The 22252-nt window shown below is 41.2% G+C and carries 21 protein-coding genes; 5 read left to right on the plus strand and 16 right to left on the minus strand.

Translation table 11 applies throughout. The features are described 5' to 3' along the window. Positions 1 to 33: 33 nt before the first annotated feature. From BVC89_RS27555 to BVC89_RS27580, 6 genes are all read right to left on the minus strand, one after another. Positions 34 to 960: an ExeA family protein gene (locus BVC89_RS27555; RefSeq protein ID WP_086934295.1), complete on the minus strand. Its 927-nt coding sequence runs from the start codon at positions 958 to 960 to the stop codon at positions 34 to 36. A gap of 584 nt (positions 961 to 1544) precedes the next feature. After that, positions 1545 to 2252, minus strand: coding sequence for an SCO family protein (locus tag BVC89_RS27560; RefSeq protein ID WP_245929258.1), 708 nt, complete (start codon positions 2250 to 2252; stop codon positions 1545 to 1547). Further along, the gene (gene cyoE / locus BVC89_RS27565; protein ID WP_086934297.1) at positions 2249 to 3166 is read right to left on the minus strand and encodes a heme o synthase; all 918 of its coding nucleotides are present in this window, start codon (positions 3164 to 3166) and stop codon (positions 2249 to 2251) included. Before cyoE ends, BVC89_RS27560 begins: the two co-directional genes overlap by 4 nt. Position 3167: 1 nt before the next feature. Then, entirely contained in the window at positions 3168 to 4334 is a 1167-nt protein-coding gene (locus BVC89_RS27570; protein ID WP_086934298.1) for a COX15/CtaA family protein, read from the minus strand. 14 nt (positions 4335 to 4348) lie between these two features. Continuing rightward, positions 4349 to 4963: a hypothetical protein gene (locus BVC89_RS27575; RefSeq protein ID WP_086934299.1), complete on the minus strand. Its 615-nt coding sequence runs from the start codon at positions 4961 to 4963 to the stop codon at positions 4349 to 4351. Continuing rightward, on the minus strand, positions 4963 to 5703 hold the full coding sequence (locus BVC89_RS27580) for an SURF1 family protein (protein ID WP_086934300.1): 741 nt from the start codon (positions 5701 to 5703) through the stop codon (positions 4963 to 4965). Before BVC89_RS27580 ends, BVC89_RS27575 begins: the two co-directional genes overlap by 1 nt. A 103-nt stretch (positions 5704 to 5806) precedes the next feature. Between BVC89_RS27580 and BVC89_RS27585 the strand changes: the two genes are divergently transcribed. Next, positions 5807 to 6055, plus strand: coding sequence for a DUF2909 domain-containing protein (locus tag BVC89_RS27585; protein ID WP_086934301.1), 249 nt, complete (start codon positions 5807 to 5809; stop codon positions 6053 to 6055). Here the strand turns inward: BVC89_RS27585 and BVC89_RS27590 are convergent. From BVC89_RS27590 to coxB, 4 genes are read right to left on the minus strand one after another with little or no spacing between them, the layout of a single operon-like run. Beyond that, entirely contained in the window at positions 6052 to 6972 is a 921-nt protein-coding gene (locus tag BVC89_RS27590; protein WP_086934302.1) for a cytochrome c oxidase subunit 3, read from the minus strand. The two genes, BVC89_RS27585 and BVC89_RS27590, sit on opposite strands and share 4 nt — an antisense overlap. A 24-nt stretch (positions 6973 to 6996) precedes the next feature. Further along, a complete protein-coding gene (locus tag BVC89_RS27595) occupies positions 6997 to 7620 on the minus strand; it encodes a cytochrome c oxidase assembly protein (protein ID WP_086934303.1) in 624 nt (207 codons plus the stop codon). A 13-nt stretch (positions 7621 to 7633) separates the two neighbouring features. Further along, positions 7634 to 9184, minus strand: a complete 1551-nt coding sequence (ctaD, locus tag BVC89_RS27600; protein ID WP_086934304.1) for a cytochrome c oxidase subunit I — start codon at positions 9182 to 9184, stop codon at positions 7634 to 7636. Positions 9185 to 9196: 12 nt separating this feature from the next. Next, the gene (gene coxB / locus BVC89_RS27605; RefSeq protein ID WP_425428344.1) at positions 9197 to 10330 is read right to left on the minus strand and encodes a cytochrome c oxidase subunit II; all 1134 of its coding nucleotides are present in this window, start codon (positions 10328 to 10330) and stop codon (positions 9197 to 9199) included. Positions 10331 to 10717: 387 nt separating this feature from the next. Here coxB and BVC89_RS27610 point away from each other — a divergent pair, with 387 nt between their 5' ends. Together BVC89_RS27610 and BVC89_RS27615 are read left to right on the plus strand one after the other, a co-directional pair. Then, positions 10718 to 11992, plus strand: coding sequence for an MATE family efflux transporter (locus BVC89_RS27610; RefSeq protein ID WP_158658163.1), 1275 nt, complete (start codon positions 10718 to 10720; stop codon positions 11990 to 11992). Between the two features lie 162 nt (positions 11993 to 12154). Then, entirely contained in the window at positions 12155 to 12835 is a 681-nt protein-coding gene (locus tag BVC89_RS27615) for a hypothetical protein (RefSeq protein WP_086934306.1), read from the plus strand. 97 nt (positions 12836 to 12932) lie between these two features. Here BVC89_RS27615 and BVC89_RS27620 read toward each other — a convergent pair whose 3' ends face one another. Then, positions 12933 to 13181: a YheV family putative zinc ribbon protein gene (locus tag BVC89_RS27620; RefSeq protein WP_086934307.1), complete on the minus strand. Its 249-nt coding sequence runs from the start codon at positions 13179 to 13181 to the stop codon at positions 12933 to 12935. Continuing rightward, entirely contained in the window at positions 13178 to 15208 is a 2031-nt protein-coding gene (locus BVC89_RS27625; protein WP_086934308.1) for a M3 family metallopeptidase, read from the minus strand. The genes BVC89_RS27620 and BVC89_RS27625 overlap by 4 nt, the downstream gene beginning before the upstream one ends. Before the next feature lie 200 nt (positions 15209 to 15408). Here BVC89_RS27625 and BVC89_RS27630 point away from each other — a divergent pair, with 200 nt between their 5' ends. Next, on the plus strand, positions 15409 to 15951 hold the full coding sequence (locus BVC89_RS27630; protein WP_216825059.1) for a gamma carbonic anhydrase family protein: 543 nt from the start codon (positions 15409 to 15411) through the stop codon (positions 15949 to 15951). A 64-nt stretch (positions 15952 to 16015) separates the two neighbouring features. Then, the gene (locus BVC89_RS27635; RefSeq protein WP_086934309.1) at positions 16016 to 16783 is read left to right on the plus strand and encodes a WecB/TagA/CpsF family glycosyltransferase; all 768 of its coding nucleotides are present in this window, start codon (positions 16016 to 16018) and stop codon (positions 16781 to 16783) included. A 99-nt stretch (positions 16784 to 16882) separates the two neighbouring features. Here the strand turns inward: BVC89_RS27635 and BVC89_RS27640 are convergent, their stop codons facing one another. The 4 genes from BVC89_RS27640 to BVC89_RS27655 form a co-directional block, all read right to left on the minus strand. After that, positions 16883 to 18313, minus strand: coding sequence for an undecaprenyl-phosphate glucose phosphotransferase (locus tag BVC89_RS27640; RefSeq protein WP_086934310.1), 1431 nt, complete (start codon positions 18311 to 18313; stop codon positions 16883 to 16885). A 285-nt stretch (positions 18314 to 18598) separates the two neighbouring features. After that, entirely contained in the window at positions 18599 to 18778 is a 180-nt protein-coding gene (locus BVC89_RS27645; RefSeq protein ID WP_086934311.1) for a hypothetical protein, read from the minus strand. Between the two features lie 625 nt (positions 18779 to 19403). Further along, positions 19404 to 20744, minus strand: a complete 1341-nt coding sequence (locus BVC89_RS27650; RefSeq protein WP_086934312.1) for a porin family protein — start codon at positions 20742 to 20744, stop codon at positions 19404 to 19406. 4 nt (positions 20745 to 20748) lie between these two features. Further along, positions 20749 to 22239: a GumC family protein gene (locus BVC89_RS27655; protein ID WP_086934313.1), complete on the minus strand. Its 1491-nt coding sequence runs from the start codon at positions 22237 to 22239 to the stop codon at positions 20749 to 20751. Positions 22240 to 22252 lie beyond the last annotated feature (13 nt).

The following is a 22252-nucleotide window of genomic DNA, read 5'->3' on the forward strand; positions in this document are numbered from 1 at the left end:
AACTTGCTTTTTAGTTCTTTAAATAAATGATACTTATTGCTTTGAGTCTGGTGATTCGTCCGAATTGAGAACCGAACCTAGTAAATTATCTAGATCCGGTGCGTCGTATGCGTTTTCTCCAAATTGGCGCAGGGGCGTTTGGCCTAATGCTAGTAAGCCTCCTTCTGCACGCTCTTTCAATACACCTCGCAGATAATCCTCATTCACTATACGCAACTCATCGGCAAAGGAAAATGATAATGCAGTATCGCATAACACGTTAATCAGACGAGGGACACCTCTGCTAGCGGCATGTATCAGCATGTAAGCATGAGGAGTAAAAACATCTTCCGTTGCACCAGCCATCACCAAGCGATGCTTAATATAAGCAACCGTTTCTTTGGGCGACAGTGCCGCAATATGATAATCCGCCACTACCCGCTGAGAAAACTGCATAAGCTCTGGCTTCATCAACAAATCACGCAGCTGAGGTTGTCCTACTAAGATTATTTGTAGGCATTGCTCAGTAATCGTATTGAGATTAGAGAGCATGCGCAATTCTTCCAGTAAACCTAAGCCTAGGTTTTGTGCTTCATCGACAATGAGAACCGTTCGCTCTTTACTGTCAAACTGCTTCTGCAGAAACTGAGTAAACCCTTCATATTGTGCAACAGGGTTTTCATCGCGGTATTCTTGCCCAAATGCATGCATTACCCAAGGTAGTAATTGCCCCATATTGGCATGAGTATTTGTAATTAAGCCTATCCTAACACCGTCATGCAGTTGTTCGAGCATATGACGGACAATTGTTGTTTTGCCACTACCCACTTCGCCAGTAATCACTGTAAACCCTGACTGGCTGAGCACACCATATTCCAGCATGGATAGTGCTGTCGAGTGGGTTTGCCCCATGTAGAGTAGCTCTGGGTCAAAGGTTAGAGAAAATGGTTTTTTGTTAAAACCGTAAAAAGATTCATACATTAGAGCAATGATTTCCAGAAAAACCTGTGAAAATCCAGGATAGTTTCAATTTAGAGAACATTTATCAACAAAGTGCATTGTCAATACGGATGTAACTCTTTACTTACTTTAATTACCGCTTGTGGTGTTACAGTACCAGCACCTGTTGAAACTGTGGTTACCACTTCTTTAATAACATTATAGCGCGCTCGTGCTATCCCCCCTAGAGCCTGTTGTTACTAATTGCATAATCCTCGCGACAGATAAAAGATGCTACAAAGAGAATACAAGCCGGCTGGCATAAAACTTTTAAAATGCCATTTACACCACACATTGAGTGTAAAAGTTCTCGATAATTCAAATGCTTACAGCAATATATCCGCCATTGATCATACCAATTTACAAGTATTATCGCTTGTGTATTAAACGAAGCTTACTCATAGATATATTAAGTTCACATATAGATACGATATTAGCGATAGAAAACGATCTCAAGTACAGGTTATCTGTCGTAAGCATACCTAGCTTACGCTTACAGCAATTTAGATGCCAGGTGAGATTATCCAAATAAGAAGCAGCAACAACCAGCCACTCTTTTGGAACACCTAAAATTGAGTCACTATGGATTGAAAAGTTGTTTTGAGCTTAGCCAATTCAAAAGGAGGTTTAAAAAAGCCATGATAATGGCCTTTAGGGTTTATCAAAATCAGATTACCCGTATGATCGATGGTGTAGTCTTCATCTAGCACCACTTTTTGAAAAGCAACATTAACATTGCGCGTGAGGCTCATAATGTCGAGAAACTCCCCTGTAACACCGGTGAAATCGGGGTTGAAGTAGGTGACATACTCTGCCAACTTTTCGGGTGTGTCACGAGCGGGATCAACACTTACCATCAGGATTTGGGTTTGCTTTGCAATATCCGTATCCAATTGTTTTACAACCTGCGCAAGCTTAGCCAGAGTTGTGGGGCATATATCCGGACAATGAGTAAATCCAAAAAATACCAATGACCAGCGTCCTTGTATATTTGCCAAATTAAATTCTTGGTTGTTGTGATCAACTAAACTGAATTCTTTAATTATTCGCGGGGATTCAAAGACAATGGCACCATTTATCCTCAATTCCTCTGCCGACATCACTCGAGGTGATGTTATCTTGTGCAAAAACATTCCCATAAACATCGAAACAACAACCAGTATGGATACAATAGTGATCCATATGCCTCTCTTTTGCTTTTTCAAAATAGGATTATCTGAGGGGCCGTCAACATTTCCGCTGGAATTATTGTCGATGTTTGTCACGTCCATCATAGGTTCACCGGAAATGCATAATGATCAATGAGCATAATGATAAACAGGGCCATTAAGTAAATAATGGAGTAGCGGAATGCATCCATACCTGCATTAGGTGCGCTACCAACCATAAGCACAATAGAATAATACAAGAAGCCCAGCCCCAAAATAACAGCGCCAACTAGGTAGAAAACATTGAGCATACCCGTAACGAAGGGCAACAAAGACACAGCTAGTAATATCAGAGTGTAAAGAACAATATGAAACTTGGTATAGCTCTCGCCGTGAGTGACTGGCAGCATTGGTATTTCAGCGTTTGCATATTCCGCTTTACGATGCACCGCTAATGCCCAAAAATGTGGTGGTGTCCAAGCAAAAATTATAAGTACAAGTAGCAAAGCATGGCCGTGAACTTCACCAGTAACGGCAGTCCATCCTAAAAGAGGAGGCGCAGCTCCTGCTAGTCCACCAATAACAATGTTTTGGGGCGTTGTTCTCTTTAGAAACATGGTATAAACCAAGGCATATCCAACCAGAGATGCAAGCGTCAGCCAAGCTGTTAGGGCGTTCACCCAAACCAAAAGCACAAATAAACCAAGCACCCCCATTACAAACGCAAAGATTATGGCATCTCGTGGTGCAACACGGCCTTTCGCTACAGGTCGATTAAAAGTTCGAGCCATTTTTAGGTCGATATGGCGGTCGACAAGGTGGTTAACAGCGGCAGCAGAGCCTGCACACAAAGCAATACCAAGATTGCCAAGAATCACAATATCCAGAGGAACCATACCCGGAACAGAGAGCAGCATGCCAATGAAGGAAGTCAGCAACATAAGCGCAACAACACTGGGTTTACAAAGCTCCAAATAATCCCGCCAAGTAGTGGACTGACTTACATTGGCTTGCTCTACTCTTGTACTCGATTCTGTCATTTTATATTGTCTTAACCGTGTGAATACGATGGTTGATAGTGATCACCGTCATTAGCAAAATTGCGCCGACAGCATTATGCACAACCGCGATAAATAAGGGCAAGCTCATTACGACATTGAGAATTCCCAATGTTATCTGAAGAGCGAGAACAGCAAGCAGAACAACAGTAAAGTTTCTAGCTTGCGGATAGCCTGAACACCACAGCCGATATGCGAATAAGCCAATAATACACAGCACAAAAATAGCACCAATGCGATGGCTGAGGTGGATAGCAACACGCGCTATATTATCTAGCTGCCCCCCAAGATAGTTAGGGCCGATATCTTGCAGGAAATTGAAGCCATCGGCAAATGATGCCTCTGGCCACAAGGAATTTTGGCACAAAGGAAAATCCGGACAGGCAAGTGCCGCATAATTGGATGATACCCAACCACCCAGTGCGATCTGGATTATAACAGCCACCAGCGCTAACCATGCAATTGGCCGTAAACGCATAAACGAGATAACCGCATTCGCATCTGCATACCAGTGCAAACCTGCAACCCGCTGAAATAGCAGCCATAATAAGCTTAAGGTGCTAAATCCTCCTAATAAATGCAGTGTTACCACCTGAGGCCAGAGGTTTAACGTAACAGTCCACATACCGAAAAAGCCCTGTAAAATCACCAGACCAGCAATTAACGCGGGTAATTTAAAAGATGCAGAGCCAATCTTAGCTCTGGCGGCTAATCGGGCCAAATTTAGAAAGTATGCACCTACTAACAGCCATAAATAAAAATCCATATCGTCGCCAATCGCAATCCTTGCGATAGTTCCAGCAACAAGCACAATCAGTAATATCAGCACGCTACCTTTAGGCTGCTTCTCTTCGGCACCACGATAGGCATAGAAAAATATCGCTAGTATTAATAACCCTAAACTTGACGCAATAATTCTATGCAGCTGCTCAGGCCACGTTTTGTGATGCTCAACAGGTGTATCAACAAACTTTTCATTGGCAATGGCAACATCACTATCACTGGTTGGCACCCACAAATGACCATAACAAGTAGGCCAATCGGGGCAACCAAGTCCTGCATCCGCAAGGCGAGTAAAAGCACCTAATACAACGACAGTTAATGCTAACAATACGGAAATAATGCTTAGCCGGGATAAGGTTTTATTCATCGTCAATTCAATAATTACTGATAGTCAATAGAGTATTTGAGAGCACGCTTGATATCTTTTAACAGCTCATTACCGTGTTGTTTCTCCGTGTATATCATCATCGCCACACCCTCTTGATCCACTAGAAGATAGTAAGGCTGACTCAAGGTTTGCTGAATGATGGGAGACTGCTCGATCCAGTGCAGCCAGTCTCTTTTCGAGACACTGACATGCTTTAGCAAAGGGTGCTCGGGCTTGATTTTTTCAGCGTAAGCATCACTCTTAGTGCCGCCGTAACTCACCAAATACCGTTCTAGTCGTCCACTTTTATCAGCTAAGCGGATGTGTACCTGCCGCGTTGTATATAGGTTTTTTTCACAAGCTGCGTCACACGTTTCACCCAAAGGTAGCAGAAGACGCCATTTCTTATCGCTTGTAACCGACTCCCATTGCTCTGCGGGCATAATCTCTTTTATTGACAGGGGTTTCTCCATTAGCACGCCATTATTAACTGTGTTACTGGGTACTCCGATACCTGTGAAGAACATAATATAAGCGGCAGCAACAGGCATAACTGATACTGCCAGCACCAATAATAATGTGCGGCGACCTTTTTTCTGGGCTTGCTCATCCGATATTGCGGCTGTCATCAGGACTCACGTCCTCCTTTCAATAATTGCATAAGGTTCGTACTTGCAAATAAGTACATAATAATTAATACCACGGCCATTAAACCCCATTGAAAGGCATAGCCATAATGCTTTGCCGAGGAAGCATTGATAGGCCGCCAAATAACATCAAGAGCACCTGGACTATCAGGATCTATACGCAATAACTTAGGATAGAGTTCTAACTCACTTTGGCGGCTAAGTATGGGTATATCAACTTCGAGAATTTTGTGTGGCCAGCTCTTCGCGCGGGTCTCAGCTTCACGAATTAATTTAGAATCACTCGGCACCACTAGAACGCCGGTGATCCTAACATTATTAGCGGGAGTTTCAAATGTGGGAACGTAATCACGCCTAGGGGAACCTAACACCCAGCCACGGTCAACACTCACTATTTCCCCATCTTCGCTGGCAAAAGGCATGATGACGTTATAACCTAGTTGGCCATTATAAATTTGGTTTTCTTTTAACCAATACTTTTTTATTAAGAATTTACCAGAAGCGTAAACCCTGACGAAGCGCCGATTTTTAAAATTTACATCCTCGTTCAGTGGAATCGCTTGCGCAGTTTGTTGTGACTTCCATTGCTGAGCCAGTACTTTCTTTTCTTCTGCTCGCTCAATTTGCCAAAAACACAAACGCAGTAGAATTGGGAAAAGAAAAACCACACTTAAGGTGAGCTTCCAGTTAAAATCGAAAGTTAGCTTCTGATTTGCGGTCATATGGCTTCTTGTTGATATTTATATCTTTGCTATCTATGAGTTGGCACTTTTATAGTTCACAACTCACACAGGTTTATTAAACACGGTTAATCGAGAGATACACATGGGCTTAAAGGTTTTAATTGTTATAGAGTTTATATTGTTGTTAGCTTGCCTCAGCGGCGGCTTCGTATTTCTTATGAAGGATATCAGCGTTCCCGATTCAAAACGAACGCTTTATATACTGGGTACCAGGATAGTAGTAGCAGCTTTACTTATGCTAACGATTGGCTATGGAATTCAAACGGGTAAACTGAAGAATACGGCTCCCTGGGACCGCCATAAAATGGCGGCCCCAGAGCAAACTAACTAGCCTAAAATATATACAAAAAGAAATAAACCAACCCATACAACATCAACAAAGTGCCAGTACCAGCTAGAAGCTTCGAAGCCAAAGCAGTCGTGATGATTGAAATGGTTTTTAAACATAGAACGCAGCCACTGCACCAGCAGCATAAAAGTACCTAAGGTTACGTGCAAACCATGGAAACCCGTCAGTAGGAAAAAGGTTGTTCCGTAAGCACCAGAGTCAATGGTTAAACCCACATGATAAGCATGAATATACTCTTCGGCCTGCAAGAACAAGAAAATGATACCGAGGGCAACGGTAATACCTAACCAAAGATTAAAGCCCTTTTTATTATCATTCTTAAGTGCTGTATGCGCAAAATGAACAGTGAAACTTGAAGTGATCAGAACCAAAGTGTTCCAGAAGGGTAACCAACCAAACCAATTAGTTAAACCTGGGTTACTCATATTTTCACCTGGGCCAGTTACAGTAGCTTTATCACCATTTAAAGCCTGATCTGGTGTAGTCATCAGCGGCCATTCTGCCTGGAAGTTATTCCACAATAATTCTGACGTAGCACCAGAAGATAGGTTTGGCAACGAATGCATACGTAAATAGTAAAGACCGCCAAAGAAGGCAGCGAAAAACATCACTTCAGAGAAAATAAACCAGCCCATACCCCAAACATATGAGCGCTTTAATTGCATACTGTTGAGTCCGCGAATATTTTCGTCGATAACAGCTGCAAACCACTGGTATAAGACATAGCAAAAGAATGCCAGCCCCAAAACAAAAACAGTAACGCCACTGCCATCTACACCGGCCTTGACGTCATTGAGCCATCCACCTAAACCAAATACGGTCAAAAACAGACCGATTGAGGCGAACAGAGGTAATTTACTCTGTTCTGGTACGTAATAATTTTCGTGTTTGTGATCCATAGTCGTCTATTGCCCCGCTGAATTCTATAGATTTTTTGCGGTTATTATTAAAGGTTCGTTTATGTGATTTGCCGCCTGTGACGTATCTGCTTTTGCTTTCTCACCTGCAGGCATCATATCGGTTATGTCAAACAGGCTGTACGATAAAGTGATCGTCTTTACCCCGCGAGGTAGATCTTGATCGACAATGAATTGCAGTCCCAGCTCTGCTTCTTCACCAGGCTCTAAGGTCTGGCTGTTAAAACAAAAACATTCGGTTTTATGAAAGTAATCTGTTGCATTCTTTGGCGCTAAACTAGGAATAGCCTGCGCAATCATTACATTTTTGGTGGGATTACGAGCGATAAAATATGTATTTACCGCCTCCCCCGGGTGAACATCTACAGAGAATTCTTTCGGCTTAAATCCCCAAGGCATACTGTCATTGTTAATGGTAACAAATTGAACAGTGACCGTGCGGCTAGTGTCAACCTCAGCAGCAACAGCCTCATACTTACCTTTGGTTTTACCGTTAAGCCCCGTCACTTCACAAAACAAATCATACAATGGCGGCATCACCCAAATCGCAAATGCAAACATTACAACGGAAAAGCCAAACAGCTTTGCCATGGTCATTTGAACATTTTGCTTATCGTCTTTTGCCGCCATATCAATCCTCTACTTATTTCACTTCTGGAGGAGTACTAAATGTGTGGTAGGGCGCTGGAGATGGCACGGACCATTCCAAACCGTGGGAACCTTCCCACACTTCTTGAGTTGCTTTCTTACCACTAACGATTGTACGTATCACAATGTATAAGAATAATACTTGTGCCGCACCAAACAAGAATGCACCGATGGAAGAAATCATGTTCCAATCTGCCCATAGTGGGTTGTAGTCAGGAATACGACGAGGCATACCTGCTAGACCAGAAAAGTGCATAGGGAAGAAAGTCACATTTAGACCCACAAAGGCCAACCAAAAATGCGCCTTGCCCAAAGTCTCGTTATACATATTACCACTCCACTTAGGCAACCAGTAGTAGACAGCTGCCGTAATGGAGAAGATCGCACCTGGAACTAATACATAGTGGAAGTGAGCAACCACAAAGTAGGTATCGTGGTATTGGAAATCCACCGGAGCGATAGACAACATCAAACCGGAAAAACCACCGATAGTGAATAAGATAACGAAGGCGATAGAGAACAACATAGGGGTCTCAAAGGTCATTGAACCTTTCCACATAGTAGTTACCCAGTTAAATACCTTCACACCGGTGGGAACCGCAATCAGCATGGTGGCATACATGAAGACAAGTTCGCCAAATAGTGGCAGACCAACAGTAAACATGTGGTGAGCCCAAACAATGAAGCTGAGGAAAGCAATAGAAGCCGTTGCGTATACCATTGAGGAATAACCAAACAAAGGCTTGCGAGCAAAAGTTGGGATAATCGCACTGACGATACCGAAAGCAGGCAAGATCATAATATATACTTCTGGATGCCCAAAGAACCAGAAGACATGCTGGAACAATACTGGGTCACCACCACCGGCAGCATCGAAGAAGCTGGTACCGAAATGGATATCCATAAGCATCATAGTTACTACACCTGCAAGAACCGGCATTACCGCAATCAGCAAGTAAGCAGTGATCAGCCACGTCCATACAAACAGAGGCATTTTCATTAGCGTCATGCCAGGAGCACGCATATTCAAAATGGTAGCGACAATATTGATCGCACCCATGATCGAGCTTGCACCCATGATATGAACACCGAAAATAAAGAATGTTACAGTGTCATTAGCATAAGTTGTGGATAGTGGAGCGTAGAATGTCCAACCAAAATTAGGAGCACCGCCTTCCATAAACAGCGTAGATGCTAGTAAGGCAAAAGCAAAAGGAAGAATCCAGAAACTCCAGTTGTTCATACGAGGCAGCGCCATATCAGGTGCACCGATCATCATCGGGATCATCCAGTTAGCTAAGCCTGTAAAAGCTGGCATCACCGCACCAAATACCATCACCAAACCATGCATGGTGGTCATCTGGTTAAAGAAGTCAGGCTCAACAATTTGTAAACCTGGCTGGAACAACTCGGCGCGGATCACTAAAGCAAAAATACCGCCGAGAAAAAACATCATAAAACTAAACCATAGGTACATACTACCTATGTCTTTATGGTTGGTTGTGAACAACCAACGAGATAAGCCTTTCGCAGGACCATGTGCCATCTTTTAAGTCTCCTATTGGCCTTGCTTGAATGTCACAATATCGACTGGCTGAACGGAGTCGCCCATATTGTTACCAAACGCATTACGTTGAAAAGTGATGATAGAAGCCAGTGTCACTGGATCTAATTGAGGGCCATAGGCGGCCATCATTGGGTTATTAGCACTACCGTTGATGACAATGTCTAAATGATTAGCAACAGGACCTGTGGCAATAGCACTGCCTTTGATTGCCGGGCCAACAAGACCTTCACCTTGGGTACCATGACAAGCAGCACAGCTGGTGGCGTAAGCTTTTTCACCCTGGGCATAAAGCTCTTCGAAGGTGAATGTTTTCTCAGAAGCCGCTTTAATTTCGGCAACTTTAGCCTTTTTATCAGCTAACCATGCAGCGTACTTTTCTTCAGACACAGCATGCACTTCAATTGGCATAAAGCCATGGTCTTTACCACATAGCTCAGCACACTGCCCGCGGTAGACACCTTCATCCTCGATGAAAGTCCATGCAGCATTAGTGTAGCCTGGAATGGCATCACGCTTAACAGCTAGTTCAGGAATCCACCAGCTGTGGATTACATCTGCCGCCGTGACTAGGAAGCGTACTTTCTTGTTAACAGGAACGATAAGCGGTTCATCAACTTCCAAGAGGTAGTTCTCGCCTTTTTCCTCTTCATTGCGAATCTGAGATCGCGGTGTCGACAAGTTTGAGAAGAAGCTAACTTCATCACCCAAATACTCATAGCGCCATTTCCACTGATAAGCTGTTACTAGGATATCCACTTCAGCATTGTCAGAGTTATAAATTTTCTTCAATGTAAGTGTTGCTGGATATGCCATTGCAATCAAGATAAGTGCGGGAATAATCGTCCACACCAATTCAAGAGTCACACTTTCATGAAAATTTGACGCTTTCGCACCTCGAGACTTACGGTGCAAATACATGCTGATAAACATTGCGCCAAAAACTACAACACCAATGGCACAACAGACGTAAAAAATCAGCATATGGAGGCCGTAAACCTCTCTGCTCACCTCAGTTACGCCTTCGGTCATATTAAACTGCAGGTCACCGCCAAAACTTAACGCTGGAAGTAGCGCAAGAATAGTGGCAAATAGCAGAGCGAGCGAACGCTTGGAAGTACTTAACACCACCCCTTCTCCGTTATAATTAGTCGTTGATGATTTTGAAGAACTTCTATGTGAAGGCTTTTATTAAAAAATAAAATCATTCTCATTTAAGCTCTTATTGTCTTTACATTAATTTTGCTCAAAAAAGCAGCTTTCGTTACTGCACCCTTATTATTTTTAATGTATGCCTTGTTATCTGGATACTTTCCGTGGCAATTTGTCGCAGGCCGGGATTATAACGGCACAAGTGACCGAAAAGTAAGGCCTTTAGACACATAGACGTGCTTTTTTGTAAAAAGACACTCTATTCACATGTTCATATACTAGATGACAAGACAGTATTTTTCCTTATCTGGGCTGCGAGCCCTCCCTCACAAACAAGCGTGGTCTCTAGCCTGGCCGATGATTTTGAGCAATATGTCAGTGCCGCTTATGGGCTTGGCAGATACAGCGATGCTTGGACACCTGGAAGATCCACTTTTTCTCGGCGCAGTTGCTATTGGTAGTAACGTTATCGCACTATTTTATTGGATGTTCGCATTTTTACGTATGGGGACAACCAGTATCACCGCACAAGCAATTGGCGCTAAAGCACCAGAGAAAGCAATATTATGTTTAACTCAAAACACCAGCCTAGCTCTGTTGATAGGGTGCGGGCTGATTGTTTTGCAATCCTTATTAGTCCCATTCACTTTGTGGGTAATTGCATCCGATCAAGATTTAATCGACACAGCAATACAATATTGCTCCATAAGGATATATTCAGCTCCCGCAGTACTCATTAGTTATGTCGCTATGGGGTGGCTAATTGGTCTAAAAAATACCAAAGTCCCGCTTGTTATTACTATTTCGGCTAACATCATTAATGTAGTGTTAGATTACATCTTTATCATTCACTTAGGTTTAGATGCAAAAGGTGCAGCACTGGCGACATTAATTGCCGAATGTGCTTCATGTGTGTTTGCCCTACTGTACATATGGCATTTCCTCAATAGCAAGCAGTGGCAGCCAAGCAGATGGATAACATGGAAGGGGTTAAGTGAAAACCTTAAGTTGGGCCTGGATCTAATGATCAGGACACTTTCACTATTATTTGTAATCAATTTTTTTAATTCTCAGAGCGCCCATTTTGGCAATGATGTACTGGCAGCTAATGCCATACTTTTTCAATGTGTATTATTCGTGGCATTTTTCCTCGACGGATACGCTCTAGCGGCAGAAACTTTGACGGCACAAGCGATAGGAGCAAAGAATATCCATGCATTTCATCAGGCGAGTATTGTTTCAACACTTACCGCATTTCTTATCTCTATTTTGTTAAGCCTGTTTTTTATACTGTTAGGCTCCAATATTATTGATCTACTGACAGATATCCAAAGCGTCGCTGATAGCGCAAAAAAACATGTAGCGTGGTTGTTTATTGTTCCTCTAAGCAATATATGGGCTTACGCATTTGACGGGATATTCGTAGGGGCAGGTCAGACACGCATTATGCGTAACGCTATGTTGTTTTCCGTTTTATTTGGTTTCTTACTGGTTTGGTGGTTCTTCCAGTTTATGGGAAATCATGGTTTATGGTTGGCTTTTACAATTTTTAACTTGTCAAGAGGCGCGAGCTTAGCCCTCGCTTACATATCACTTACTCAGAAAAACTACTGGCTTAATAACCCCTATAAAAAATGAAGTTTTCGGCCTCCATTTACATAATTTTACGATAAATCGAGTTTTTGTCGATATTTAATCGATTTTTGGAATACACAGCAAATTAATGCTGTAAAATAAGGTGTTTAATAGGTCTCCCGCGCGAATCTTAATTGGGCCTGTTAGCGCTTTGGAAATCGAGTTATGAACGAGCAAAGAATTTTACAGATTAGGCGATCCATTGCTGCAGCGAGGTTGCAAGAAGAGAATGAGCGCTCACTGCAAAAACATATCACATTAAAACTTCCCTCACTTCATAAAAGCATCTCTCTCCCCGAAAACAACACCGTCGAAGCTCTAATTAACTTTGTAACCTGTTATATAGAACATGTTCCTGACTTTATAAAAGCTATAAAAGAGCTTACTTATGAAGCGGGTATTTATGATTTCACTAAACAATTTATTAATATTGCTGAGGACTATTTTCTAGTTTCTTCTGAACAAACTGAAGAAGATTATAAAGGATTACAAGCCTTGATTGATGATGCCTATCTTGCTCACCGTTTAATAGAGGAGCTCAGTGATAGGCTTATGATGGTTGCCGGTATTCCATTGGCACCGATGGATATGACCATGTCCAATGTGCTGATTCACGAAATACTAGGAGAGGGTTTTGCTAACGAATTAGATCTTGCGGTGCATTATAGTATCGAGACACTATTTAAGCCTGAAAGCTTCGAGAAAAATGAAAAATTTGTTAACTACGTTAATAAAAGGCGTTTAGAAGGCTGGAAACAAGATCTCCAGCAATGGCCATGTCTAGCTGGAGATTCTTTCTTTTCTTTGGATAGAAAATGCCTTAATGATATCAAAGTAGTACACTAATACATTAAAGCGTAATATTTCGTTAAAAAAATTTATCTTGGGATTACACTAACAAAACTTGTCATCAAAGCTCTCATTTATTTAGTGGATACTCACCTTACTTCTTGCTGTTAATATCAACCAACTTCACAACTTGCGTTTCGTTTTTAATATCTTCTTCTGTTTTGTTAACACGAGTTGTCAATTCGCCCATTTGGGATTTAAAGATCAGTTTATCTTTAAATCCGCAATCAACGCATTCTCGATACTCTTCATCGTTTTCTTTGAACATGATTAATGTGTCCATTGCAGCACATTGTGGACAAACAGCACCCGCTATGAAACGCTTCTGTAATTTTTTATTCATAAAACTAAACCCGAATGCTTGAGCAAAGCTTCTGCATTCGGCTCCCGCCCGCGGAAATTTTTAAATAGCTCGATAGCATTTTGCGAGCCGCCCTTTTCTAATACTTCCTGCAAAAACCGCTGCCCAGTTTCAGGATTAAAAACACCTTCTTCTTCAAACGCGGCAAAAATGTCAGCAGATAATACTTCCGCCCATTTATAGCTATAGTATCCTGCTGCGTATCCACCAGCAAAAATATGGGAAAAACCATTTTGGAACTTATTAAACCTTGGCGGGATTATAACCGCCACTTTTTCTCTCACATCATCTAATAATTGCTGCACACCAACAAAGGCCTTATCCCCATACTCCATATGTAGGCGCAAATCGAATATAGCAAATTCAAGCTGACGTAACATTTGTAAGGCGGACTGAAAATTCTTTGCCGCTAGCATATTAGCTAGCATTTCCTTTGGTAGTGCTTGATCCGTCTGGTAGTGTTTTGAGAGGAAATCAAGTACCTCTGGTTGCCAACAAAAATTCTCCATAAATTGGCTCGGTAATTCTACCGCATCCCATTCCACACCATTAATGCCACTAACCGCAGATACCTCCATTTTAGTTAGCATATGATGTAAGCCATGACCAAATTCATGGAACAAAGTGGTAACTTCGCTATGGGTAAGTAAACAAGGCTTATCATCTACAGGCGCATTGAAATTACACACAAGAAAGGCGACAGGTAACTGCAGCTGGCCATCATTTACTCTGCGCACACGACAATCTGCCATCCACGCACCGCCACGTTTTTTTGCGCGCGCATAAAGATCAAAATAAAAACCCGCAATTTTTTTATTATCTTTGCTTATCTCATAATATTTAACATCATCGTGCCACACCTGTGCGGAAGCTGGCTTAACATCTATACCGTACAAAGATTTTACGACTTTAAATAAACCTTCTTGAACCACATCGAGGGGAAAATAAGGACGCAACACTTCTTGCGAGACATTGTATTTTTTTAATTTAAGTTGCTCTGAGTAGTAGGGAATATCCCACGCGTTTAACTCTTCTAACCCTTGCTGCTTGGCAAAAGCCTGAAGTTCATCTAATTCCTGCAGAGCAAAAGGACGTGTTTTATTAGCTAGGTCTTCAAGAAACTCAATGACTTGCGCGGGAGATTCCGCCATTTTAGAAGCCAGCGAAACTTCAGCATAATTGTTATAGCCAAGAAGTTCCGCAAGTTTCTGGCGCAGGTTCATAATTTTGTCGATGATTTCAGTATTATCCCACTGCCCAGCCGTAGGACCTTCTTGTGATGCTCGCGTAGAGTAGGCCTCGTACATGACTCTGCGCAATTCTTGATCTTCAGCTTGAGAAATTAACGTAAAATACACTGGCAGATCTAGAGTAAAAACATAACCACTCAATTCTTTTTCTTTAGCAGCACTTTGTGCAGCCTGGACAAGAAACTCAGGTAAGCCGGCCAATCTATCGGCGTCTTCCAAATGATAAAACCAGCCATTACTCGCATCTAGAACATTATTTGAAAATGCTGTTGTTAAGGCCGAGAGTTGAGCTTTAATGGATTTAAATTCTTCTTTTGCCTCTCCAGCTAAGGCCACGCCTGATAGTTTAAAATCTCTAACTGCATGCAGCAATGCTTGCTTTTTGGGTTGATCAAGCTGTTCAAAGCTCTCTGAGTCCAACAATGCACTGTAGGCTTTAAACAGATCCTCATTTTGACCAAAGCCTGTGTAATAAGATGTCAATAACTGATCAGCCTGCTCATAGGCTGTACGTAACTCCTCAGAGTTCTTTACCGCATTTAAATGACTAATAGGCGACCAGGCCTGGCTAATAAGGTCATCTCGTGCCTCTATGGGTGCCATCAAATTCTCCCAAGAAGGCTCCTTATTATCTTTTAGCTGGCGTTCTAACCCACTTTCTGCCATTTTAATTAAGCCTTCAATTGCCGGCACAACATCCGCGGCTTGAATACTATTAAATGGCGGCAATATATGTGTCTCGATAAGTGGGTTGGTCATTCTTTAACACCTCATATATGGTTAAGAAAATCTGCTTTTTGCGCTGTAGCAAGACTTAATATAATCTTAGAGCCTATTCACACTCATATGATTCATATGTATACGTAGATAATATACCCGAGTGTTTTTTTACGGATAAATAAACTCCAGGCAAATATTTCACATCTTTGCTTTTATTTTTAATCTATTTGGAGCTCAATGTGCCTAATTGCAAGTCTATTAGACCCTATAAAGATACCTTACCCAACTTAGGCGATAGGGTTTTTGTCGATGACTCAGCAGTGGTAATCGGCGATGTCGACTTAGGAGATGACGTTTCCGTTTGGCCCTGCGCAGTAATTCGTGGTGATATGCACAGTATTCGCATAGGCGCACGAACCAGTGTGCAAGATGGCGCAGTATTGCACATTACTCATGCCAGTGATTACAACAAAGGCGGCTGGCCACTAACCATTGGTGAAGATGTAACGATTGGTCATAATGCCTGCCTTCATGGCTGTACAGTAGGTAGCCGTGTATTAATCGGTATCGGTGCGACAGTATTAGACGGAGCAGAAATCGAGGATGATGTTGTTGTGGCTGCTGGCACTCTAGTACCGCCAGGGAAAAAATTAGAAAGCGGCTATCTCTATGTTGGTAGCCCATGCAAGCAGGCTAGAGAACTTAAAGAGTCTGAGAAATCATTTTTCACATATTCTGCACAAAACTACGTCAAACTCAAAGATGATTATATGGCTGAGTAAGTGTTTAAAATTTAATAAATAACTATCACAAACAACTTATTATCTCACAGGAAATAGAGATTAAATGGAAACCTTAAAAATTTTAAATCTAGATGTTCACAACTGGACGTTCAAGGACTTTTTGGAACAGCTGGAAGAAGGTATTGTGGTCACTCCTAATATTGACCACTTTGTTAAACTACAAAAAGATCGAGATTTTTACGAGTGTTATGTGCGTTCTGAACACATTGTTTGTGACAGCCGTGTTATTCAGCTTTTATCAAAGCTTTTATACCCAGGCAAGGGAGTTATAGAACAAATAGCTGGCTCAGATTTATTTCCAGCCTACTGTGAACACAATAAAAACAACACCGATAAGGTAAAAATTTTCTTACTCGGTGGCACAGAAGAGTCTGTAAAAATTGCGCAAGAAACACTCAACAAAAAAGCGGGTACCAATATTGTTATAAACGGTTACTCACCTCCATTTGGATTTGAAAAAGACAAACAAGAATGCGACAAAATCGTTGCCATGATTGAACAATCTGGCGCTACAGTTCTTGCTGTAGGAGTCGGTGCGCCAAAACAAGAAAAATGGATTTATCAATACAAAGATAAACTTAGCAATATAAAACTTTTCTTTGCTATCGGCGCAACAATTGATTTTCAAGCTGGGGCAGTCAAACGCGCCCCCCGTTGGATGGTAAAGGCCGGTTTGGAATGGCTGTATCGATTACTCCAAGAGCCAGGGCGTCTGGCCAAACGTTACTTGGTCGATGATTTACCGTTTCTGTGGCTTATTGTAAAGCAAAAATTAGGCTTTTATAAAAACCCTTGGGAAAAAACACCATAACAGCATATTTGAAAGAGGCTATTGGTTATGCGCGCTTATCCACTTCCTCGGTATAAGGGCGCATAGCCAATAGCCTCTATTCTATAATTGCCTGGAAGATTAGTAGGCCTTTTTAGAAAACAAAGCAAAGGGCGTAAGGAATAGAATTTTAAGATCCAGTAGTGGTGACCAGTTACTGATATATTCTAAATCCAACTCTACACGTCGACTCATCAGATCGAGGGTTTCTGTTTCTCCACGTAAGCCATTGATCTGTGCTAACCCTGTCATACCGGGCTTGATACGGTGTCTAGCTAAATAAGCGCGAACCTTGTCAGAATAGTACTCATTATGAGATACAGCATGAGGCCTCGGCCCCACTAATGACATACTACCTTCTAGTACATTAAATAATTGTGGAAGTTCATCAATACTAGTCTTACGCATAAATGCACCCACTCTTGTGATCCGTGCATCTCCCTTTGTCGCCTGCTTAACTACCGTATCGGGAGTATGCACAAACATACTACGGAATTTGTAGACGTAGAATTTTTTGCCATCCCAGCCATCACGTACCTGCTTAAAAATGATAGGTCCAGATGACGTGCATTTAACCAAAAGTGAGAACACGATTAAAATAGGACTCAGAGTTAATATCGCCAATAGCGCAACTGTTTTATCCATTACAGATTTCATGAATGCCGGGCCACCAGCCATCAATGGCGTCTCATTTAAATTGAGCAGAGGAACGCCAGCCACTTCGCGTACACTGTGATTGAGCAAACGGAATTCAAAAATATCCGGCGCCCATACCAAATCCAAATTAGAATCTATCAATAAATCTTGCACATCCTTGATATGACGAATCAAGTGAAAAGGTAATGCGACATATACACGTCGAATACCATATTTTTCTACAATTTCGTCTAGATCAGCTTCTGTTCCAAGTAAAGGGGGATAATCTAATTGCCATTTATTATCCTGGTCATCACCATAGTTGATAACACCAACAATTTTATCGTTGAGCCAAATATTATTAGAGATACTGGATGCTAAATGCTTAGCAACAGTGCCAGTTCCAATAATAAGAGCAGGAATGCGTTCTCGATATTTTATTCGATATATTTTGTAGCCTTCATATGTCAGCAGAAATACGAGAGACTGCAGTACAAATGACAAAAATGCCCAATAAACAATTACCTGGCGCGAATATTCTTCAGATGTCTTGGTAAGAAAAGCGACCCAAGCGAGAACAATAATAACTACGCCCCAAGCTCTGGCTAAATGTTGAATACCACCCAACACACTGTCAAAGCGGCGCAGTACACCAAACATGTGATAAGTAATAATCATTACTAGAACAGCAAAGGCGAGCATCGCTCGGTAATGGGCACCGATGAAGCCATCTCGCCAATAAGTCAGCCCAACTAATGATACCACCACGACCATGATGTTAAGGATTTGTTGTATCCATTGCACTAAGGTATCGTGGTTTTGAAGTAGTCTTTTGCGTCGAAAATTATGTGTTTTATGAAAATCGGTATTTGACATTAAATAAACTCATCTACTAGCGCAATAACTCTCACTTTCTCGCTTGCTAATAAGGATAATAGAAAAATAGCAAAGCCATAAGCCTAGTAGCATGGCTCTAGGAAAGGCATATTGCTATACAAATCTACTCTTAAAGCAAAAACTATTAAAGCTGAAAATTATGAAAAAAGGAGCGCAATGAATTGGGGTAAGGTTGCAAATATCTATTTCTACAATAGAAGCACATTCAGGCTATACTAAAATTTAACTGTAGTAACTGAGATAGCCTGAATTGATTCACATAAATTAGTTAGCACGGCGCCCTTTGAATGTTCCTAAAAACAACAGAGCTAGACCACAGATTGTGAGGTAGATAGGTTCATCAATTGCAGGAACAAACCATTCTGCTCCATCTGCAGAAGCGGCTTGAGAAAACAAACTTGCGACGATTAAAAAGTTTATAAAAAATATAATTTTAGATTTCATGTGAATACCTGATATTTAAGTCCTTGTCAGATTAAGTACCTTATTACTGCTCGGTACACTAACGTTTGTTGACTTCTTATATGCATAGGCTGTGCCACATAATCACATTCTCCAGCCGAATTGCGACTAAAATATTTTTTCTTTAAAAAACAAAGACTTACAAGTGGTTTTTTTTTGGCCTTAGTTATTTTTAGTATAAAAAGTGTTTTTCGTTGATGTTTTTTGCGCCACCTCTTTTTCTTCATTTTTACTACTGTATAAATACCTGACACACTCGGTCAGAAACAGCAGGAAAAAGATAAACTGCCACATTATTTTGCATTGCAGAATTAAAAAACGAATAAATAGATATTTTTTAATTTTTATTTCGAATATTAATGTTCATTAAAATGCACTAAAAAGTGACAAAAAGTTAAACTTATGCCAGTTTCAAAATAAAAATAACCATATATATATTTTTCTGTTATATTTTAGCTTGCGATTTAATCGAATTAGAATTTAATATGATATGCGTCACATTCTAAGAACATGTAAAACTAATCAACAAATCAATGAATATTCTGCGCTGCACACTTAGACGTTTTATGCACAAAAAAGAGGCAAAAGAGCAGGATTAAATAATCACTTACTGTATACGCAAGGTAGCAAGCAGACTTAGAGAGTTTACGACGGTACTATTGATATTATCATCCGAGTCTCTCTTATCTCTCTCGTACTGAAATTCAAGGTTGAGAGATCGATTTACTCGATAAGACAATGTTAGACGTCCAACTAGGCTGTCAGTATCAGCCCGCAATGATGAAACACTGGTAAATTTCGTTTTACTCGCACGCACACTCATCTGGCTTGAAAGAGCAGGCGAGAATTGGTAACCGAAATTTATATCGCCAAACACCTGCCTTGTATCATTCTCATCAAAATTCAAATACTCTGCCTTCTCAAAACCAGAGCTGAGGCCAACACCACAACGAGCGCAAAGTAACTCATAGGCCCAGCCTACACCACCTGAAGATCTCACTATCTGATCACTTTGAGTCAAAGAGCTATCAAAAGACACCTCAGTAGAGAAAAAACTATCGTTACCGTTTCCTTGTGAAGAATCACTAACAGTGCGATTGAAAAATATCGACAAACGATTACCCACAAGATTTGAATTTAAAGCAAAGTCTACAACAGGCTTAGAAACACTCTCCCCTACAGCTGGTTCAATTTTCGTTATACCAAGCTCAATATAGTAATCAAAACGTCGATGTTCCGTATCTAGGCGTGCAGCAAGCGTCTGGGTTTCATAGTTGGCCACATCAATAACTTTATATTCAATCTCTCTCTGCCCTAGGGTAAAGGATAATTCACGAATAGGTGATACATAGCGAATTAAACGCAAATCGGCACCTTTAACTTCAGAGTCATTAGTATCACTTGAGCTAAAATCCACCTGAGAGTGGTTAAATATCAACTCGGCACTAAAGGTATCGAACACATGCGTTCTCAATAAAGGGGATAAAACATAGATTTCCCTATCGTCTGTGTTGCTAACCAAAATTGGAGAGGTCCCTGGATTCCTCAACACTCGCCGAATAGAGTGTTCGGCAGAAAAACCATAAAAGGTAGATTCATTGCCCAAAGAGAAATTAGAAGCGCCACTAAGTAAAGAGTCGTCGGGTTGAGTATCTTCACCGAAGTGTGTCTCGGTAAGCTGATAATTTAAAGACAGAGCGCTTAACTCTGAAACCCAACCACCGGCAAGTGTTCCACCATATTGGGTTTGAGTTTCGCTGGTTTGTTCATTTGCTCCATCTGCTCCCGCGCCATTATCAACTCGAATCGAACGCACAAATAAACTTCCATTAAGACGATTATTTGTTCTCTCAGCCGTTTGAGCAAACACCACTTCATTTATTGTGAGCAATGGCAATAACGACAGTAATGTTAGTTTGAAAGGGCGTAGTAACTTTACTATATCCATATGGCTAACCTTTCAACCCAATAACACCGATGGTGGCGTAGACACTAAATACAAAAACACCCCATGCAAATAAGCCAATTACAGCTTCACGGAAAACACGCAGAGTTTCTGGTGAATCGTGGTGAGGAATAACCCCTAGAAGCTTAACGCTTGAAGGGAGTGTACTCTTTAGTTGGTTGCAGGTACGTATTCTCGAATCGGTTAATACTAATGCAGCGGCGATACTTAAAGGGAGAAGGAAAGCGACAATAGGGCCCATTATTAGAAATTCGATAAAACCTAAACCTATATATTCTTCTGGCAAACTAGGCTCTTCAAGTACAACAATATTAGGGAGGTTTTTCTCTATTTGCTGCTGCATACCCAGATTTTTCGCACGTGCGGCTTTAAGTCCGTCATACTCAGCGGTAATCAATTCATACTCTTGCTGGTATTGCGCTACTTCGCTATTTTGCGCCAGCTCAGCTGCCACTTTCTCTTCCTCGTTAGCGATTAGTTGAGTAAGAGATTCTTTGCGGCTCTGCAGAGATACTATTTCTACCTGAGCTAGAGTTTCCTGGGCTCGTAGCTGCTCGTATAGAGTTTTGGAACCGTCAATATAAAGCTTAGAGTTTGCTTTAAGACTTGCGATTTTAATATTAACACTGTCCAACTCTTGCTGCAGAGATACTATTTCTGAGGATGTTGGAGAATATATTTCTTCGTTTCTTTCAAGGTTAGAGATTATTTTTTGTTGTTGCTTAAGCAACTCATTCAACTGTTGCTTTGAATGTTGTAGCTCTTCCTCTAGTTTTAACTTATCGCGAATTCGATCAATTTTAGCGTTTACAGCGCTAATATTAACATCGACGTCTTGTAAAGACTCACGAATAGATCGTATTCGTTCAACGCTTCGACTACTAGAACCATTAACTGCACGAGCTAAGCCGCGAATTTGCTCTTTCTTATTTTTAAGCTCCTGCTTAGCATTCGCTTGGCTTTCTTTGATAACTTGGTATTTTTGTTTTAGCGCATTCAGTTTATCCAGCGGTACAGATATATCAATAAGCTTTTGCAAAGTAAGTTGCAATGTTCGTAAAGCTTCATCAGGATTATCTGCGCTGTATGACAATACAACAATATTGCTGCCTTCATGGGAAAAATTACTTCGATCAATAAAACTATTGATAAGCTCTTCTTTTGATAGATAATTTTGTGTATCAGAAGAGGATAAAAAGTGAGACGCCATGCGCTCAGCAAACATATGCGAATCAGCAATATCAAGTACATGTTGTACGTGTTCAGAGTCTGTTTTTGAGCCACTATTAATATTGTTTAACAACCGCGCACTAACAGTAATTGTAGCGTAGGAAGTGTAGGATTCCTTCCAAAAATATCCCACTGCTACCAGCGATAAAAGAACAATCGAAGCCAATAAGTTATATTTATTTTTTGACCTAAAAAGCTCATGAAAGACAGCTCGAAAAAACTGCTTTAATGTATTTTGGCTATCCATGTTTCAGTGCCCA

It is taken from the genome of Agarilytica rhodophyticola (assembly GCF_002157225.2).
Lineage (GTDB): Bacteria > Pseudomonadota > Gammaproteobacteria > Pseudomonadales > Cellvibrionaceae > Agarilytica > Agarilytica rhodophyticola.

What these genes read in the sequence shown, in the direction of transcription:
- BVC89_RS27625 (WP_086934308.1), bottom strand. Translation starts at nt 15,208, where the DNA reads ATGACCAACCCACTTATCGAGACACATATATTGCCGCCATTTAATAGT.
- BVC89_RS27555 (WP_086934295.1), bottom strand. Translation starts at nt 960, where the DNA reads ATGTATGAATCTTTTTACGGTTTTAACAAAAAACCATTTTCTCTAACC.
- BVC89_RS27585 (WP_086934301.1), top strand. Translation starts at nt 5,807, where the DNA reads ATGGGCTTAAAGGTTTTAATTGTTATAGAGTTTATATTGTTGTTAGCT.
- BVC89_RS27615 (WP_086934306.1), top strand. Translation starts at nt 12,155, where the DNA reads ATGAACGAGCAAAGAATTTTACAGATTAGGCGATCCATTGCTGCAGCG.
- BVC89_RS27575 (WP_086934299.1), bottom strand. Translation starts at nt 4,963, where the DNA reads ATGACAGCCGCAATATCGGATGAGCAAGCCCAGAAAAAAGGTCGCCGC.
- BVC89_RS27645 (WP_086934311.1), bottom strand. Translation starts at nt 18,778, where the DNA reads ATGAAATCTAAAATTATATTTTTTATAAACTTTTTAATCGTCGCAAGT.
- BVC89_RS27650 (WP_086934312.1), bottom strand. Translation starts at nt 20,744, where the DNA reads ATGGATATAGTAAAGTTACTACGCCCTTTCAAACTAACATTACTGTCG.
- BVC89_RS27570 (WP_086934298.1), bottom strand. Translation starts at nt 4,334, where the DNA reads ATGAATAAAACCTTATCCCGGCTAAGCATTATTTCCGTATTGTTAGCA.
- BVC89_RS27635 (WP_086934309.1), top strand. Translation starts at nt 16,016, where the DNA reads ATGGAAACCTTAAAAATTTTAAATCTAGATGTTCACAACTGGACGTTC.
- BVC89_RS27620 (WP_086934307.1), bottom strand. Translation starts at nt 13,181, where the DNA reads ATGAATAAAAAATTACAGAAGCGTTTCATAGCGGGTGCTGTTTGTCCA.
- BVC89_RS27655 (WP_086934313.1), bottom strand. Translation starts at nt 22,239, where the DNA reads ATGGATAGCCAAAATACATTAAAGCAGTTTTTTCGAGCTGTCTTTCAT.
- BVC89_RS27595 (WP_086934303.1), bottom strand. Translation starts at nt 7,620, where the DNA reads ATGGCGGCAAAAGACGATAAGCAAAATGTTCAAATGACCATGGCAAAG.
- BVC89_RS27580 (WP_086934300.1), bottom strand. Translation starts at nt 5,703, where the DNA reads ATGACCGCAAATCAGAAGCTAACTTTCGATTTTAACTGGAAGCTCACC.
- ctaD (WP_086934304.1), bottom strand. Translation starts at nt 9,184, where the DNA reads ATGGCACATGGTCCTGCGAAAGGCTTATCTCGTTGGTTGTTCACAACC.
- BVC89_RS27560 (WP_245929258.1), bottom strand. Translation starts at nt 2,252, where the DNA reads ATGATGGACGTGACAAACATCGACAATAATTCCAGCGGAAATGTTGAC.
- BVC89_RS27640 (WP_086934310.1), bottom strand. Translation starts at nt 18,313, where the DNA reads ATGTCAAATACCGATTTTCATAAAACACATAATTTTCGACGCAAAAGA.
- cyoE (WP_086934297.1), bottom strand. Translation starts at nt 3,166, where the DNA reads ATGACAGAATCGAGTACAAGAGTAGAGCAAGCCAATGTAAGTCAGTCC.
- BVC89_RS27590 (WP_086934302.1), bottom strand. Translation starts at nt 6,972, where the DNA reads ATGGATCACAAACACGAAAATTATTACGTACCAGAACAGAGTAAATTA.